A 13,749-nucleotide genomic window follows, 5' to 3' on the forward strand; every position below is an offset into this window, starting at 1 on the left:
CTTTCAGCATCGGGGATAGCATGTCCTTAGCCGTGATTCAGATGGCCAGCCAGGCGGATGTAACGCTCAATCTGGCCCGCGCGCGCGAGCTGCTCGAGCAGGCGGCCGAAGCGGGCGCGCGGCTGGCGGTGCTACCGGAGAACTTCGCCGCAATGGGCCGCAGCGATCTGCCGCAACTGGGTCGCGCCGAAGCCGCTGGCGACGGGTCGATCCTGCCCTGGTTGAAACAGGTCGCCCGTGACCTCAGGTTGTGGATCGTAGCCGGCACCTTGCCGTTACCGCCCGACGACGACCCGCAGGGCAAGCCGAATGCCTGCTCTCTGCTGTTCGATGATCAGGGGCAGCGGGTGGCGCGCTACGACAAGCTGCATCTGTTCGATGCGGAGGTCGCTGACAACCGTGGTCACTACCGTGAATCGGACGACTATGCGGCGGGGCAACGGCTGGTGATCGCCGACACACCGGTTGGACGCTTGGGGCTGAGCGTGTGTTATGACCTGCGTTTCGCCGAGCTGTATGGTGCGCTGAGGGCGGCAGGTGCCGAGTTGATCAGCGTGCCGTCGGCGTTCACCACGGTGACCGGTGAAGCGCACTGGGCGACGTTGATTCGTGCCCGTGCCATCGAGACTCAGTGCTATATCCTGGCTGCCGCACAGGGTGGAGAGCATCCTGGTGGTCGCCTCACCCATGGGCATTCGTCTATCGTGGACCCATGGGGCCGTCTGCTGTGCGAGCAGGCGACTGGCGAGGCGGCTTTGGTTGCCGCTCGGGATGCGTCCGAACAGGCTGCCATCCGCCAGCGAATGCCGCTGCAGCGCCACCGCCGATTTTCCGTACCGTGCCTGGCCACGGACCGTTTGGAGTGAATATGAGTGAACTGCTGTTACCTGTCACCGAGCGACTGCTGACACCTGGCGGCCTGGGTATCGATGACCTGCCAGGCTTGCTCGGTGAACTCGCCGGGCCCGGCGTGGATGCGGCGGACCTGTACTTTCAGGATCAGGTTTCCGAGTCCTGGGTGCTCGAGGATGGCATCGTCAAGGAGGGCGGCTTCCATCTGGAGCAGGGCGTCGGCGTGCGCGCACTGTCCGGCGAGAAAACCGGTTTCGCCTACAGCAACGCGATCACTGCCGATGCATTGCGTCAGGCGGCTCAGGCTGCACGCTCCATCGCGCGCAGCGGCCAGCAAGGCCAGGTCAAGGTGCTGTCCAGGGCGGCATTCGCGCCGTTGTACGCGCAGGACAATCCGCTCGACGGGCTCGGCCGTGCCGAGAAGGTCGAGCTGCTCAAGCGCATCGACGTCGCGACCAGGGCGCTGGACCCTCGCATCAAGCAGGTGACTGTAAGCCTAGCGGGCGTCTGGGAGCATATCCTGGTGGCCGGAATGGACGGTGGTATGGCGGCCGATATCCGCCCTCTGGTGCGTTTCAACGTCAGCGTGATCGTCGAGCAGAACGGCCGCCGCGAGCGCGGTGGCCAGGGTGGCGGCGGGCGTACCGGCTACCAGTACTTCCTCACCGAGGATCGCGCCATGGGCTACGCCCGCGAGGCATTGCGTCAGGCGCTGGTCAACCTCGAAGCGGTGCCGGCACCGGCCGGTTCCTTGCCGGTCGTGCTTGGGCCTGGCTGGTCCGGCGTGCTGTTGCACGAGGCCGTCGGCCATGGCCTGGAGGGTGATTTCAATCGCAAGGGCAGCTCGGCCTACAGTGGCCGGATTGGGCAGAAGGTGGCGTCCAGCCTGTGCACCATCGTCGATGACGGTACCCTGGCGGATCGCCGAGGTTCGCTCAGCGTCGATGACGAAGGCACGCCGACCCAATGCACCACGCTGATCGAGAACGGCATTCTCAAGGGTTATATCCAGGACAAGTTAAACGCCCGCCTTATGGGCGTAGCGCCGACCGGTAACGGCCGCCGCGAGTCTTACGCGCATCTACCGATGCCGCGCATGACCAACACCTACATGCTGGCCGGCGAAAGCGATCCGCAGGAAATCATTCGCTCGGTGAAGAAGGGCATCTACTGCGCCAGCCTCGGCGGCGGTCAGGTCGACATCACCAGCGGCAAGTTCGTCTTCTCCACCAGTGAGGCCTATCTGATCGAGGACGGCAAGATCACCGCGCCGGTGAAGGGCGCGACGCTGATAGGCAATGGCCCCGAGGTGATGAACCGGGTGTCGATGGTCGGTAACGACCTGGCGCTCGACAGCGGTGTCGGCACCTGTGGCAAGGATGGGCAGTCGGTGCCGGTGGGCGTCGGCCAGCCGACCCTGAAGATCGACGAGATAACCGTAGGCGGAACGGGTGCGTGAAGCCGCGGCGAGTGCCAGCCGCGAGCTTCAAGGGTAGAGGTTGAGGTACGGGTTGAGATTGCCGTCAGCGCAAGCCGCGTTTGGCTTCGTCCAGTTCGCGGATGTACTTGAATATCTTGCGGCTGGCGGCCGGCGGCTTGTCGCGCGCCGCCTCGTGCTGGGCGTGGCGGATCAGCCCGCGCAGATGCTGGCGGTCGGTCTCGGGGTATTCGGTTACAAACGCTTCCAGGGTGGCGTCGTCACCGCCGATCAGACGGTCACGCCAGCGCTCCAGCGCATGGAAGCGCTCGTTGTATTGGCGCGTCGAGGCGTCCAGTTGATCGACCAGCGCGAGAATGGCATCGACATCCTGGTCGCGCATCAGCTTACCGATGTACTGGATGTGCCGTTTGCGCGCGATATGCGCCTTGTGTTTCGGCGCCTCGGCCAGCGCCTTCTGCAACGCGTCGCTCAGCGGCAGGCGAGCGATGAGGTCGGGCTTGAGGGTAGTTAGCCGCTCGCCAAGCTCCTGCAGGGCAAGCAGCTCGCGTTTGACCTGGGACTTGCTTTTTTCGTCGAAATCTTCGGCGTCGGAGTGTTCAGACATGGGGATGGTCCACTAGGAAATGCCGCCATGATAACAGCAGCCCTGGCAGCAGGCTTCAGAGGAGCGGCGTCAGGTTGCAACTTGATTCGATTGCAGTGGTTTGGGAGTGCTTATGAGTGAAGTAGAGGGCATCGGCCCGCACGCGCTGCCCGGTTTGCGCGAGAAGGTCGAGCGCATCATCGAGGAAGCGCGCCGGCAGGGCGCCAGCGCCAGCGAGGTTTCGGTCTCCATGGAGCAGGGGCTGTCGACCACAGTGCGTCAGCGCGAGGTGGAGACGGTCGAGTTCAATCGCGACCAAGGCTTCGGCATCACGCTCTATGTCGGCCAGAGCAAAGGCACTGCGAGCACCACCGGCAGTGGTGACGACGCCATCCGTGAAACCGTAGCCGCCGCGCTGGCCATCGCCAGGCATGCCTCGGAGGACGAATTTGCTGGCCTCGCTGACGCTACGCTGATGGCTCGCGAGCTTCCCGATCTCGATCTTTACCATCCGTGGGCGGTCACCCCCGAACAGGCCATCGAGCAGGCGCTCAGCTGTGAAGACGCCGCGTTCGCCTTCGATCAGCGTATCCGCAACGCAGACGGCACTACGCTAAATACCCATCAGGGCTGCCGCGCCTATGGCAACAGCAACGGCTTCATCGGGGGCTATTGCAGCAGCCGTCACAGCCTGAGTTGCGTGATGATCGCCGAGAGCGAAGGGCAGATGCAGCGTGACTATTTCTACGACGTCAATCGCATCGGCGAGGCGCTGCTCGACCCGCAGACCATCGGCCGGCGCGCAGCCGAGCGTGCCGTGCGACGTCTGGGCGCGCGCCCGGTTCCTACCTGCGAAGTGCCGGTACTTTTCGCCCCCGAGCTGGCGACCGGTCTGTTTGGCCACTTCATTGCAGCGATTTCCGGCGGAAATCTCTACCGCAAGGCGTCCTATCTCGAGGATGCCCTGGGGCAGACGCTGTTTCCCGAGTGGCTGAGCCTCGATGAGCGTCCGCACATTCCCCGTGCCCTCGGTAGTGCCAGCTACGATGGCGATGGCCTGGCAACCTATGCCAAGCCGTTCGTGGAAAACGGTCGCTTGCTCTCCTATGTGCTTTCGACCTATTCCGGGCGCAAGCTCGGTATGCCCAGTACGGCCAATGCCGGGGGGGTGCACAACCTGTTCGTCAGCCATGGGGAGGAGGATCAGGCGGCGTTGATCCGGCGCATGGGCCGGGGCCTGCTGGTGACGGAGCTGATGGGACAGGGCCTGAATCTGGTGACCGGCGACTATTCTCGTGGCGCCGGCGGCTATTGGGTCGAGAATGGCGAGATCCAGTTCCCGGTACAGGAAGTAACGATTGCCGGAAATCTGCGCGACATGTTCCGCCAGATCGTGGCGGTCGGTTGCGATGTGGAAACGCGCGGCAACGTGCGGACCGGCTCGGTGTTGATCGAGCGAATGATGGTCGCTGGCAAGTAAGGTAGGCGCGGCGCGGTCGGCAACGATTCGCGCCGCTGTGGCAAGGTGTCTACTCGCCTTCTTCGAAATAGTCGTCGATCAGCGCGGTCAGCGCGTTCAGTGCGTCCTCTTCCTGTTCACCTTCGGTGTCCAGGTGCACGGTGGTGCCTTTGCTGGCGGCGAGCATCATGACCGCCATGATGCTCTTTCCGTCGACCAGCGTGGCCGGACAGCGGCCAACGCGAATCTTGCAGGGGTAGCGATTGGCAACGGCGACGAACTTGGCGGCAGCGCGCGCGTGCAGGCCGAGTTTGTTGATGATGGTGACTTCGCGGGCGGGCATGGTGCAGGTATTCCTAGGCGAGGTCCCGATGACGGACCTGCAGGTTCTTCAGCGGTTCTCTCAACGCCTGGCCTAGCCGTTCGGCCAGGTAGACCGAGCGATGATGGCCGCCGGTGCAGCCGATGGCGATGGTGACATATGCGCGGTTGCTGGCTGCAAAGCGCGGCAGCCATTTGCTCAGATAGCCGTGGATATCCTGGAACATTTCCTCCACGTCGGCCTGGGCGCTGAGGTAGTCGATCACCGGCTGGTCTAGCCCGGAAAAGTCGCGAAGCTCGGCTTTCCAGTAAGGGTTGGGCAGGCAACGTACGTCGAACACAAGATCGGCATCGACCGGCATCCCGCGCTTGAAACCGAATGACTCGACCAGAAAAGCGGTGCCCGGCTCAGGCTTGTTGAGCAAGCGCAACTTGAGCACGTCGCGCAGCTGATAGAGATTGAGATGGGTGGTGTCGATTTTCAGGTCGGCGTGATCGATGATCGCTGCGAGCAGCAACTCCTCATCATGGATCGCTTCGGCCAGAGAGCGATTTTCGTTGGTCAGTGGATGGCGGCGGCGGGTTTCCGAGAAGCGCTTGAGCAGGGTCTCATCGTCGGCATCCAGATAGAGCACATCGCACTGGATGTGCTTGGCGCGGACTTCTTCGAGTAGCTCGGGGAAGCGCTTGAGCTGGCTGGGCAGGTTGCGCGCGTCGATCGACACGGCGACCTGCGGATGCAGCAGCTCAGTGTGCAGCAGGGCGCGCTCGGCAAGCTCAGGCAACAGTCCGGCAGGCAGGTTGTCGATGCAATAGAAACCGTTGTCCTCGAGCACGTTCAGTGCAGTGCTCTTGCCCGAACCCGAGCGTCCACTGACGATGATAAGCCGCATCTATGCCCCGTTCTGCACGTCGACCACCACCTGGTAGAGGCTTTCGTTGCTCGGCGCCTGGCGCAGTCGTTGGCGTACGTCTTCGCGGTCGAGCATGCTGGCGATCTGGCGCAGCAGTTCGAGATGCTCGTCGGTGGCGGCCTCCGGTACCAGCAGGACGAACAGCAGGTCCACCGGCGCGCCGTCGATGGCGTCGAAATCCACTGGCGTCTGCAGGCGCAGAACGGCGCTCAGCGGCGCATTGCAGCCAACCATGCGGCAGTGCGGGATGGCGATGCCGTTGCCGAAGCCGGTCGAGCCGAGCTTCTCGCGCGCGATCAGGCTTTCGAAGATGGTCTGGGAATCGAGATCGATAAGGTCCTGGGCGATCACCTTGGCGATCTGTTCCAGGACGCGCTTCTTGCTACCGCCCGGGACGTTCACCAAGGAACGCCCGGGGGTGAGGATGTTTTCGAGTCGGATCATATTGGAGTCAGCGGGTGACAGCGCCCTGTGTGTGGTCGAGCTGCTTCTCCTTGTGCTTGATCAACTGGCGATCGAGCTTGTCGACCAACAGGTCGACGGCAGCGTACATGTCTTCGTGATCGGCGATGGCCACGACTTCGCGGCCTGCGACGTGCAAGGTTGCTTCGGCTTTCTGCTTGAGTTTCTCGACCTGGAGGATCACCTGAACGCTGATGATGCGGTCGAAGTGGCGAGCAAGCCGATCGAATTTCTCCTCGATGTAGTCACGCAGGGCATCGGTTACTTCCAGATGAACACCGCTGATGTTGACTTGCATACTGCTATCTCCTTTGCCTTGTACGAAGAGCAGGTTGGTAGGCCTGCGCCGGGACAGTTCGACCAGGGGCCGATCACAGTAGACGTTTGCGCTCGCTGGATGGTGCGATACCGAGCGACTCGCGGTACTTCGCAACTGTGCGGCGGGCCACCTGGATGCCCTGCGCTTCCAGTAAACCAGCGATCTTGCTGTCGCTCAACGGCTTTTTCTGGTTTTCCGCGGCGACCAGTTTCTTGATGATCGCGCGGATCGCGGTGGACGAACATTCGCCGCCTTCCGCCGTGCTGACGTGGCTGGAGAAGAAGTATTTGAGTTCGTAGATGCCGCGTGGCGTGTGCATGTATTTCTGCGTGGTCACGCGGGAGATGGTCGACTCATGCATGCCCACCGCCTCGGCGATGTCGTGCAGTACCAGAGGCTTCATTGCCTCGTCACCATGCTCGAGGAAGGCGCGCTGGTGTTCGACGATCTGAGTCGCCACCTTCATCAGGGTCTCGTTGCGGCTGAGCAGGCTCTTGATGAACCAGCGCGCTTCCTGCAGCTGGTTGCGCATGAAGGTGTTGTCCGCGCTGGAGTCGGCGCGTTTGACGAAGCCGGCGTATTGCGCGTTGACGCGAAGGCGCGGCATGGCTTCCTGATTCAGCTCGACCAGCCAGCGATCATTGTGCTTGCGCACGATCACGTCGGGCACCACATATTCCGGCTCGCTCGCCTCGATCTGCGACCCCGGGCGCGGGTTCAGGCTCTGGATCAGTTCGATGACTTGGCGCAGATCGTCTTCCTTGATCTTCATTCGCCGCATCAGAAGGCTGTAATCCCGGCTGCCGAGGATGTCCAGATAGTCGCTGACCAGACGCTTCGCTTCGCTCAGCCATGGTGTGCGGTCGGGCAGTTGGCGCAGCTGCAACAGCAGGCACTCACGCAGGTCACGTGCGCCGATGCCGGCCGGTTCGAATTGCTGGATACGACGCAGAACGACCTCGACCTCGTCGAGTTCGATTTCCAGCTCGGGATCGAACGAGTCGACGATTTCCTGCAGCGTCTCTTCGAGATAACCCTGTTCATTGATGCAGTCGATGAGGGTGGTCGCGATCAGCCGGTCGGTGTCGCTCATTGGCGCGAGGTTCAGCTGCCACAGCAGATGGCTCTGCAGGCTTATGCCGCTCGATGTCCGGCTGGTGAAATCCCACTCGTCGTCATCGTTGCTGGGCAGGCTGCTGGCGCTGGTCTGGTAGATGTCTTCCCAGACGGTGTCGACCGGAAGCTCGCTGGGAATCCGCTCGCCCCAGTCGCCGTCGCTGTCGTCCAGGCTGTCACTGCTATGAGAGGGCTCCTCGTAGGCGCTTTCCTGGGTGCTGCTCTTCTCGGTGACGGTGTCGCCTGGCCGTTCAGCGGCCTCGGCCATAGGGTCGGAGCTGTCGAAGTCGTCTCCGTCTTCTTCGCGCTCGAGCATGGGATTGGAGTCCAGCGCCTCCTGGATCTCCTGTTGCAGATCGAGGGTGGATAGCTGGAGGAGCCGTATGGCCTGTTGCAGCTGCGGTGTCATCGTCAGCTGCTGGCCCATCTTCAGGACTAGCGATGGTTTCATGGCAGAGGACTTCGAACCTTTTATGCCGGCGCAACCGCGCCCATTCCGACATGCCGTGCGCGGGGCGCCGGCAGAAAGCAAATTATATGCCTGCCGATGAAGCCTTTGCCTAGAGCCGATTTGCCGAGCCGAGCAAAAAATCCGCCTTACAGGCGGAATTCGTGGCCCAGATAGACTTCCTTGACCAGCTGATTGCTCAGGATGGTCTGCGCATCGCCCTCGGCAATCAGTTGCCCGTCGTTGACGATGTAGGCCGTCTCGCAGATATCCAGGGTCTCGCGGACGTTGTGATCGGTGATCAGCACGCCGATGCCCTTGGCCTTGAGGTGATGGATGATCTGCTTGATATCGCCCACTGAAATCGGGTCCACACCGGCAAAGGGTTCATCTAGCAGGATGAACTTCGGTGCGGTGGCCAGTGCGCGGGCAATCTCCACGCGGCGTCTTTCACCTCCAGAGAGGCTCATGCCGAGGCTGTCGCGGATATGGTTTATATGGAATTCCTGCAGTAGGCCTTCCAACGCCTGCTGACGGCCGTTGCGGTCCAGATCCTTGCGGGTCTCGAGAATGGCCATGATGTTGTCGGCGACCGAGAGCTTGCGAAAGATCGAGGCCTCCTGTGGCAGGTAGCCAATGCCGGCCCGTGCGCGCCCGTGCATCGGCAGGTGGGTGACGTCGTCCTGATCGATCAGCACGCGGCCCTGGTCGGCATTCACCAGGCCGACGATCATGTAAAAGCAGGTGGTCTTGCCGGCGCCGTTGGGGCCGAGCAGGCCGACGATCTGCCCGCTTTCAATGGACAGGCTGACATCGCGCACGACCTGCCGGCTCTTGTAGCTCTTGGCCAGATGCTGGGCTTTGAGAACGGCCATTACTCGGGCTGCTCCGCAGCCTGACCGTTTTTGCGCGGCTGGATCACCATGTCCACGCGCGGGCGCGGCGTGGTGACATCGGCATTGGTGGCGCGCCCGGCGTTGACGATCTGCCGACGGGTGTCATAGACGATCTTCTCGCCTTCGAAGGTGTTGCCTTCCTGAACGACCTTGGCCTGATCGATGAGCACGATCCGCTCGTTGGCGGCGAAATACTGGATGGTCAGGCCGTAGGCTTTGACGATCTCCTTGTCCACCGCAGGCTTCTGCTCGTAGTAGGCCGGCTTGCCGATGGAGGTGAAGACTTCGACGTCGCCGTTGTCATCCTGGGTAATGGTCACCGTGTCGCCGGTGATCTTCATCGTGCCCTGGGTGATGACCACGTCGCCGCGGTAGACCGCCACGCCCTGTCGGTCGTCCAGTTCGGCGGTGTCGGCTTGAACGCGGATTGGTTGTTCACGGTCCTCGGGAAGCGCCCAGGCGCTGGCGCCAAGCCAGAATGCGCTCAAACCGAGCAGGAGGGGGAGAGTCTTAACGCAGCTCATGCTGGCCTCTTACGTTGGACAGCAGGAGCATCCTGCCGTCATCCATGTACGCTTTCATGCCGGTTGCCGTGGTCACGCCATTGGCGGCCTCGATTCTAACGGCTTGGTTTGTCTCGGCATAATCCTTCTCCGGCCATACCGTCAGGCGGCTGGTGGTCAGGATCGTCGGGCGCCCCTTGGCGTCGGTTCGCTCGACCTTGACCTGATCGATCAGCAGCACCTCGTCGCCTTCGGCCGATACTTCGCCGCGCTCACTACGCACGTGCCACGGCAGTTCGGTGCCGCGATAGGACAGCAGATCCGGTTTGGTCAGCAGGCTGATGTCGCTCGCCTTGATGTGCTCGAGCTTGTCTGCGGTCAGTTCGTAGTTGCGCTTGCCGTCGGGCTGATATTGCACCGTGCGGGAATTGATCACATAGAAGTCGACATCAGGCGTTGCGCCACTGGCGACGGACGGCTCCTGCATGAAGCTTTCCGGCCGGATGTTCCAGTAGCCGACCGCCACCAGCAGGGCGGCGATCAGCGTCAGCAGGACAGCGAAGCGCATTTTGCGAAGCATGCAGACCCCTACAGATATGCGTTTTGCGCGGCGGCGAGGGTGCCCTGCGCGCGCATGATCAGTTCGCAGAACTCGCGTGCCGCACCCTCGCCACCGCGGGCCAGGGTAACGCCGTGGGCATGTTCACGAACGAAGGTGTCGGCGCTGGCCACGGCCATGCCGAGGCCTACGCGGCGTATCACCGGCAGATCAGGCAGGTCGTCACCGAGATAGGCTACTTCAGAGTAGCTCAGGCCAAGTTCGGTCAGCAGTTCGTCGAGCACGACCAGCTTGTCCTCGCGCCCCTGATAAAGGTGCTGGATACCGAGGTTCTGCGCTCGACGCTCTACCACGGGCGTCTTGCGCCCGCTGATGATCGCGGTGCGCACGCCGGAGTTGATCAGCATCTTGATGCCGTGGCCGTCCAGTGTGTTGAACGTCTTGAACTCGCTGCCGTCGGTCAGGAAATAAAGGCGGCCATCGGTGAGCACACCATCGACGTCGAAGATCGCCAGGCGAATGTCGCGGGCGCGTTGCAGCAGGTGTTCGTGCATTACATCACCCCCGCGCGCAGGAGGTCGTGCATGTTCAGCGCACCAATCGGCAACTCCTGGTCATCGACGACTACCAGCGAACTGATCTTGTGGTCTTCCATGATCTTCAGAGCCTCGGCGGCGAGCATCTCAGCATGGGCGGTCTTGCCGTGCACGGTCATGATCTCGTCGATGCGCGTCTGGCGAACGTCGACTCCCTTGTCCAGCGCACGGCGCAGATCGCCGTCGGTGAAGATGCCGGCGAGTCGTCCGTCCGCTTCGACGATGACGGTCATGCCCAGGCCCTTTTGCGTCATTTCCAGCAGGGCGTCGCGCAGCGATGTGCCGCGCGGAACCCTCGGCAAGCGCTCGCCGGTATGCATGACGTGCTCGACTTTCAACAGCAGGCGGCGGCCCAGCGCGCCGCCCGGGTGAGAGAAGGCGAAATCTTCAGCAGTGAACCCACGAGCCTCGAGCAGCGCGATAGCCAGGGCATCGCCGAGCACCAGGCTGGCAGTGGTGGAGGAGGTCGGCGCGAGGTTCAGCGGGCAGGCTTCGATGGCGACGCTAGCGTCCAGATTCACCGCAGCGGCCTTGGCCAGTACCGAGTTGGGGTTGCCGGTCATGCTGATCAGGGTGATGCCGAGCCGCTTGATCAGCGGTAACAGGGTGACGATCTCGCTGGTGGTGCCGGAGTTGGAAAGGGCGAGGACCACGTCGTCCTGAGTGATCATGCCCATGTCGCCATGGCTGGCCTCGGCGGGGTGCACGAAGAAGGCAGCGGTGCCGGTGCTGGCCAATGTGGCGGCGATCTTGCGGCCGACGTGCCCGGATTTGCCCATGCCAACCACGACCACTCGGCCCTTGCAGCCAAGGATCAGCTCGCAAGCCTGCACGAAATCGGCATCGATACGTGCGTTCAACTGCTCAACCGCTTCTATTTCCAGGCGGATGGTGCGTTGCGCGGTTTCGATCAATTGGCTGCTCTGGCTCATGGCTGGCGAGGTCGTCCGATTAAAAGGCGGGGATTATAGCGAGAATCCGTTGCGGACTCATGGAAAATGTCGGCACATCACTGTGGGTCGGCACAATCAATTTGATCAGCCTGAGCTGAACCGAAGCTGAACGGGGCGTCGCTCGTCATCTGCCGAAACGCTCATCGGTTGGGCGGCCTCTGGCGCGATGCTATAGTGCGCCGCCGAAAACGGTCAGGGCAGAAAGTATCCCAGCGTCATCGGGAGCCGTCTGTTTCGCAGACTGCATGCAAGGAGACCAGATGAGCGCCTGCAATGACTTCGCCGTCGAGCTGAAGGGAGTGACCTTCAAGCGAGGCGAGCGCAGTATTTTCAACGATGTCGATATCGCCATACCGCGAGGGAAGGTTACGGCCATCATGGGGCCGTCCGGTTGTGGCAAGACGACGCTGCTGCGCCTGATCGCTGCGCAGCTGATGCCGTCGCGTGGTGAAGTCTGGGTGGCGGGCAACAATCTGCCGAGCCTCTCGCGCAGCGAGCTGTTCGACATGCGCAAGCAGATGGGTGTGCTGTTCCAGAGCGGGGCACTGTTCACCGATCTCGACGTGTTCGAGAACGTTGCGTTTCCGCTGCGGGTGCATACCAAGCTCCCAGACGAGATGATCCGCGACATCGTGCTGATGAAGCTCGAAGCGGTAGGGCTACGTGGCGCCATCGAGCTGATGCCCGACGAGCTGTCCGGTGGCATGAAGCGGCGTGTCGCGCTGGCGCGGGCGATTGCCCTGGATCCGCAGATTCTGATGTATGACGAACCCTTCGCCGGACAGGATCCGATTGCGATGGGCGTTCTCGTGCGGCTGATTCGCCTGCTCAACGACGCGCTGGGCATCACCAGTATCGTGGTCTCCCACGATCTGGCCGAAACCGCGTCCATTGCCGACTACATCTACGTGGTTGGCGATGCCCAGGTGCTTGGCCAGGGCACGCCGGCGGAGCTGATGGAGTCGAACAATCCGCGCATCAGGCAATTCATGACGGGCGCAGCCGACGGGCCGGTGCCATTCCATTTTCCTGCACCGGCCTATGCCGACGATCTACTGAGAGGCACCGATGCGTAAGCGTTCGTTGTTGGATCGGATTGCCCTGCTCGGTCGCGCCGGACTGGATGTGCTGGCAGCCCTGGGGCGCTCGACGATATTTCTCGTGCATGCGCTGTTCGGGCGAAGCGGGCTGCGTAACGGTTTTTCGCTGTTGGTCAAGCAGCTCTATTCGGTTGGTGTGCTGTCACTGGCCATTGTAGTTGTCTCCGGCATCTTCATCGGCATGGTGTTGGCGCTGCAGGGCTACAACATTCTCAGCAGCTACGGCTCCGAGCAGGCGGTTGGGCAGATGGTCGCACTGACCCTGTTGCGCGAGCTCGGTCCGGTGGTTACTGCGCTGCTGTTCGCCGGGCGTGCCGGCTCGGCTCTGGCGGCCGAGATCGGCAACATGAAGTCGACCGAGCAGCTCTCGAGCCTGGAAATGATCGGAGTCGATCCGCTCAAGTACATCATCGCGCCGCGCCTCTGGGCCGGTTTCATCTCGCTGCCGCTGCTGACGCTGATCTTCAACGTGGTCGGAATCTGGGGCGGAGCGATGGTGGCGGTGGAGTGGCTCGGTGTCTACGAAGGCTCGTTTTGGGCCAACATGCAGAACAGCGTCGACTTCAGTTCCGATGTGCTCAACGGCGTTATCAAGAGCGTCGTCTTTGCGCTGGTAGTGACCTGGATCGCCGTGTTCCAGGGCTACGATTGCGACCCGACCTCCGAAGGTATCAGCCGTGCCACCACCCGGACTGTGGTTTACGCCTCGCTGGCGGTGCTCGGCCTCGATTTCATTTTGACCGCGTTGATGTTTGGAGATTTCTGATGCGTATCCGCACACTGGAAATGGGTGTCGGGCTGTTCCTGCTTGCCGGGCTGCTGGCCTTGCTGCTGCTGTCACTGCGTGTCAGCGGGCTGAGCGTTACTGATGCCGACACTTACAAGCTGTATGCCTATTTCGACAATATTGCCGGATTGACTGTCCGATCCAAGGTGACCATGGCTGGCGTGACCATCGGCAAGGTCACCGCGATCGACCTGGATCGTGACAGCTACACCGGACGAGTCACGCTGGAAATCCAGCAGGATGTCGACATCCTGCCGGCCGACTCGACGGCTTCGATCCTTACCGCAGGGCTGCTGGGTGAGAAGTACATCGGCATCAGCGTCGGCGGTGAGGAGGAGTTGCTCGCGGATGGCGACACCATTCAGGACACCCAGTCCTCGCTGGTGCTCGAGGATCTGATCGGCAAATTCCTGCTCAACTCGGTTAACAAAGATTGAAGG

Annotated in this window: 17 protein-coding genes; 6 read left to right on the top strand and 11 right to left on the bottom strand. The window is 62.1% G+C overall.

The window, feature by feature from the left end; translation table 11 throughout:
• Nucleotides 1-20 precede the first annotated feature (20 nt).
• Together IEG05_RS05940 and tldD are read left to right on the top strand one after the other, a co-directional pair.
• Nucleotides 21-866, top strand: coding sequence for a carbon-nitrogen hydrolase family protein (locus IEG05_RS05940; protein ID WP_044315502.1), 846 nt, complete (start codon nt 21-23; stop codon nt 864-866).
• Between the two features lie 2 nt (nt 867-868).
• Nucleotides 869-2,311, top strand: a complete 1,443-nt coding sequence (gene tldD, locus IEG05_RS05945) for a metalloprotease TldD (protein WP_191121765.1) — start codon at nt 869-871, stop codon at nt 2,309-2,311.
• Between the two features lie 64 nt (nt 2,312-2,375).
• Here tldD and yjgA read toward each other — a convergent pair whose 3' ends face one another.
• On the bottom strand, nt 2,376-2,897 hold the full coding sequence (gene yjgA, locus IEG05_RS05950; RefSeq protein WP_191121766.1) for a ribosome biogenesis factor YjgA: 522 nt from the start codon (nt 2,895-2,897) through the stop codon (nt 2,376-2,378).
• A gap of 112 nt (nt 2,898-3,009) precedes the next feature.
• Between yjgA and pmbA the strand changes: the two genes are divergently transcribed.
• On the top strand, nt 3,010-4,356 hold the full coding sequence (pmbA, locus tag IEG05_RS05955; RefSeq protein ID WP_191121767.1) for a metalloprotease PmbA: 1,347 nt from the start codon (nt 3,010-3,012) through the stop codon (nt 4,354-4,356).
• Nucleotides 4,357-4,405: 49 nt separating this feature from the next.
• On the opposite strand, the gene IEG05_RS05960 is transcribed toward pmbA, so the two are convergent.
• The 10 genes from IEG05_RS05960 to IEG05_RS06005 form a co-directional block, all read right to left on the bottom strand.
• The gene (locus IEG05_RS05960; RefSeq protein WP_014821387.1) at nt 4,406-4,678 is read right to left on the bottom strand and encodes an HPr family phosphocarrier protein; all 273 of its coding nucleotides are present in this window, start codon (nt 4,676-4,678) and stop codon (nt 4,406-4,408) included.
• Nucleotides 4,679-4,691: 13 nt separating this feature from the next.
• Entirely contained in the window at nt 4,692-5,549 is an 858-nt protein-coding gene (gene rapZ / locus IEG05_RS05965) for an RNase adapter RapZ (RefSeq protein WP_041014840.1), read from the bottom strand.
• Complete coding sequence (ptsN, locus tag IEG05_RS05970) at nt 5,550-6,014, bottom strand: PTS IIA-like nitrogen regulatory protein PtsN (protein WP_014821385.1); 465 nt, start codon at nt 6,012-6,014, stop codon at nt 5,550-5,552.
• A gap of 7 nt (nt 6,015-6,021) precedes the next feature.
• Nucleotides 6,022-6,330 (bottom strand): ribosome hibernation-promoting factor, HPF/YfiA family, encoded by a 309-nt coding sequence (hpf, locus tag IEG05_RS05975; protein WP_003302844.1) that lies wholly within the window; start codon nt 6,328-6,330, stop codon nt 6,022-6,024.
• A gap of 73 nt (nt 6,331-6,403) precedes the next feature.
• Nucleotides 6,404-7,918 (bottom strand): RNA polymerase factor sigma-54, encoded by a 1,515-nt coding sequence (locus IEG05_RS05980; RefSeq protein WP_191121768.1) that lies wholly within the window; start codon nt 7,916-7,918, stop codon nt 6,404-6,406.
• Nucleotides 7,919-8,064: 146 nt separating this feature from the next.
• A complete protein-coding gene (gene lptB / locus IEG05_RS05985) occupies nt 8,065-8,790 on the bottom strand; it encodes an LPS export ABC transporter ATP-binding protein (RefSeq protein ID WP_003302842.1) in 726 nt (241 codons plus the stop codon).
• Nucleotides 8,790-9,335, bottom strand: a complete 546-nt coding sequence (lptA, locus tag IEG05_RS05990; RefSeq protein WP_003302840.1) for a lipopolysaccharide transport periplasmic protein LptA — start codon at nt 9,333-9,335, stop codon at nt 8,790-8,792. The genes lptB and lptA overlap by 1 nt, the downstream gene beginning before the upstream one ends.
• A complete protein-coding gene (gene lptC / locus IEG05_RS05995) occupies nt 9,322-9,894 on the bottom strand; it encodes an LPS export ABC transporter periplasmic protein LptC (protein ID WP_003302839.1) in 573 nt (190 codons plus the stop codon). The genes lptA and lptC overlap by 14 nt, the downstream gene beginning before the upstream one ends.
• Nucleotides 9,895-9,902: 8 nt before the next feature.
• Nucleotides 9,903-10,427, bottom strand: coding sequence for a KdsC family phosphatase (locus IEG05_RS06000; RefSeq protein ID WP_045666720.1), 525 nt, complete (start codon nt 10,425-10,427; stop codon nt 9,903-9,905).
• A complete protein-coding gene (locus IEG05_RS06005; protein WP_023445913.1) occupies nt 10,427-11,401 on the bottom strand; it encodes a KpsF/GutQ family sugar-phosphate isomerase in 975 nt (324 codons plus the stop codon). Before IEG05_RS06005 ends, IEG05_RS06000 begins: the two co-directional genes overlap by 1 nt.
• Nucleotides 11,402-11,682: 281 nt before the next feature.
• On the opposite strand from IEG05_RS06005, the gene IEG05_RS06010 reads away from it, so the two are divergent.
• Genes IEG05_RS06010 through mlaD form a run of 3 tightly spaced genes read left to right on the top strand, consistent with a single transcriptional unit; the run spans nt 11,683 to nt 13,746 of the window.
• Nucleotides 11,683-12,498 carry an ATP-binding cassette domain-containing protein gene (locus IEG05_RS06010; RefSeq protein WP_014821380.1) on the top strand — a complete coding sequence of 272 codons (816 nt, stop codon included), beginning with the start codon at nt 11,683-11,685 and terminating at the stop codon, nt 12,496-12,498.
• Nucleotides 12,491-13,288: a lipid asymmetry maintenance ABC transporter permease subunit MlaE gene (gene mlaE / locus IEG05_RS06015; protein WP_003302833.1), complete on the top strand. Its 798-nt coding sequence runs from the start codon at nt 12,491-12,493 to the stop codon at nt 13,286-13,288. The genes IEG05_RS06010 and mlaE overlap by 8 nt, the downstream gene beginning before the upstream one ends.
• Nucleotides 13,288-13,746 carry an outer membrane lipid asymmetry maintenance protein MlaD gene (mlaD, locus tag IEG05_RS06020; RefSeq protein WP_014821378.1) on the top strand — a complete coding sequence of 153 codons (459 nt, stop codon included), beginning with the start codon at nt 13,288-13,290 and terminating at the stop codon, nt 13,744-13,746. The genes mlaE and mlaD overlap by 1 nt, the downstream gene beginning before the upstream one ends.
• Nucleotides 13,747-13,749 lie beyond the last annotated feature (3 nt).

This window comes from Stutzerimonas kunmingensis, from assembly GCF_014764705.1.
GTDB lineage: Bacteria > Pseudomonadota > Gammaproteobacteria > Pseudomonadales > Pseudomonadaceae > Stutzerimonas.

Coding starts and splice junctions, on each gene's coding strand:
- IEG05_RS05940 (WP_044315502.1), top strand. CDS start 21: ATGTCCTTAGCCGTGATTCAGATGGCCAGCCAGGCGGATGTAACGCTC.
- tldD (WP_191121765.1), top strand. CDS start 869: ATGAGTGAACTGCTGTTACCTGTCACCGAGCGACTGCTGACACCTGGC.
- yjgA (WP_191121766.1), bottom strand. CDS start 2,897: ATGTCTGAACACTCCGACGCCGAAGATTTCGACGAAAAAAGCAAGTCC.
- pmbA (WP_191121767.1), top strand. CDS start 3,010: ATGAGTGAAGTAGAGGGCATCGGCCCGCACGCGCTGCCCGGTTTGCGC.
- IEG05_RS05960 (WP_014821387.1), bottom strand. CDS start 4,678: ATGCCCGCCCGCGAAGTCACCATCATCAACAAACTCGGCCTGCACGCG.
- rapZ (WP_041014840.1), bottom strand. CDS start 5,549: ATGCGGCTTATCATCGTCAGTGGACGCTCGGGTTCGGGCAAGAGCACT.
- ptsN (WP_014821385.1), bottom strand. CDS start 6,014: ATGATCCGACTCGAAAACATCCTCACCCCCGGGCGTTCCTTGGTGAAC.
- hpf (WP_003302844.1), bottom strand. CDS start 6,330: ATGCAAGTCAACATCAGCGGTGTTCATCTGGAAGTAACCGATGCCCTG.
- IEG05_RS05980 (WP_191121768.1), bottom strand. CDS start 7,918: ATGAAACCATCGCTAGTCCTGAAGATGGGCCAGCAGCTGACGATGACA.
- lptB (WP_003302842.1), bottom strand. CDS start 8,790: ATGGCCGTTCTCAAAGCCCAGCATCTGGCCAAGAGCTACAAGAGCCGG.
- lptA (WP_003302840.1), bottom strand. CDS start 9,335: ATGAGCTGCGTTAAGACTCTCCCCCTCCTGCTCGGTTTGAGCGCATTC.
- lptC (WP_003302839.1), bottom strand. CDS start 9,894: ATGCTTCGCAAAATGCGCTTCGCTGTCCTGCTGACGCTGATCGCCGCC.
- IEG05_RS06000 (WP_045666720.1), bottom strand. CDS start 10,427: ATGCACGAACACCTGCTGCAACGCGCCCGCGACATTCGCCTGGCGATC.
- IEG05_RS06005 (WP_023445913.1), bottom strand. CDS start 11,401: ATGAGCCAGAGCAGCCAATTGATCGAAACCGCGCAACGCACCATCCGC.
- IEG05_RS06010 (WP_014821380.1), top strand. CDS start 11,683: ATGAGCGCCTGCAATGACTTCGCCGTCGAGCTGAAGGGAGTGACCTTC.
- mlaE (WP_003302833.1), top strand. CDS start 12,491: ATGCGTAAGCGTTCGTTGTTGGATCGGATTGCCCTGCTCGGTCGCGCC.
- mlaD (WP_014821378.1), top strand. CDS start 13,288: ATGCGTATCCGCACACTGGAAATGGGTGTCGGGCTGTTCCTGCTTGCC.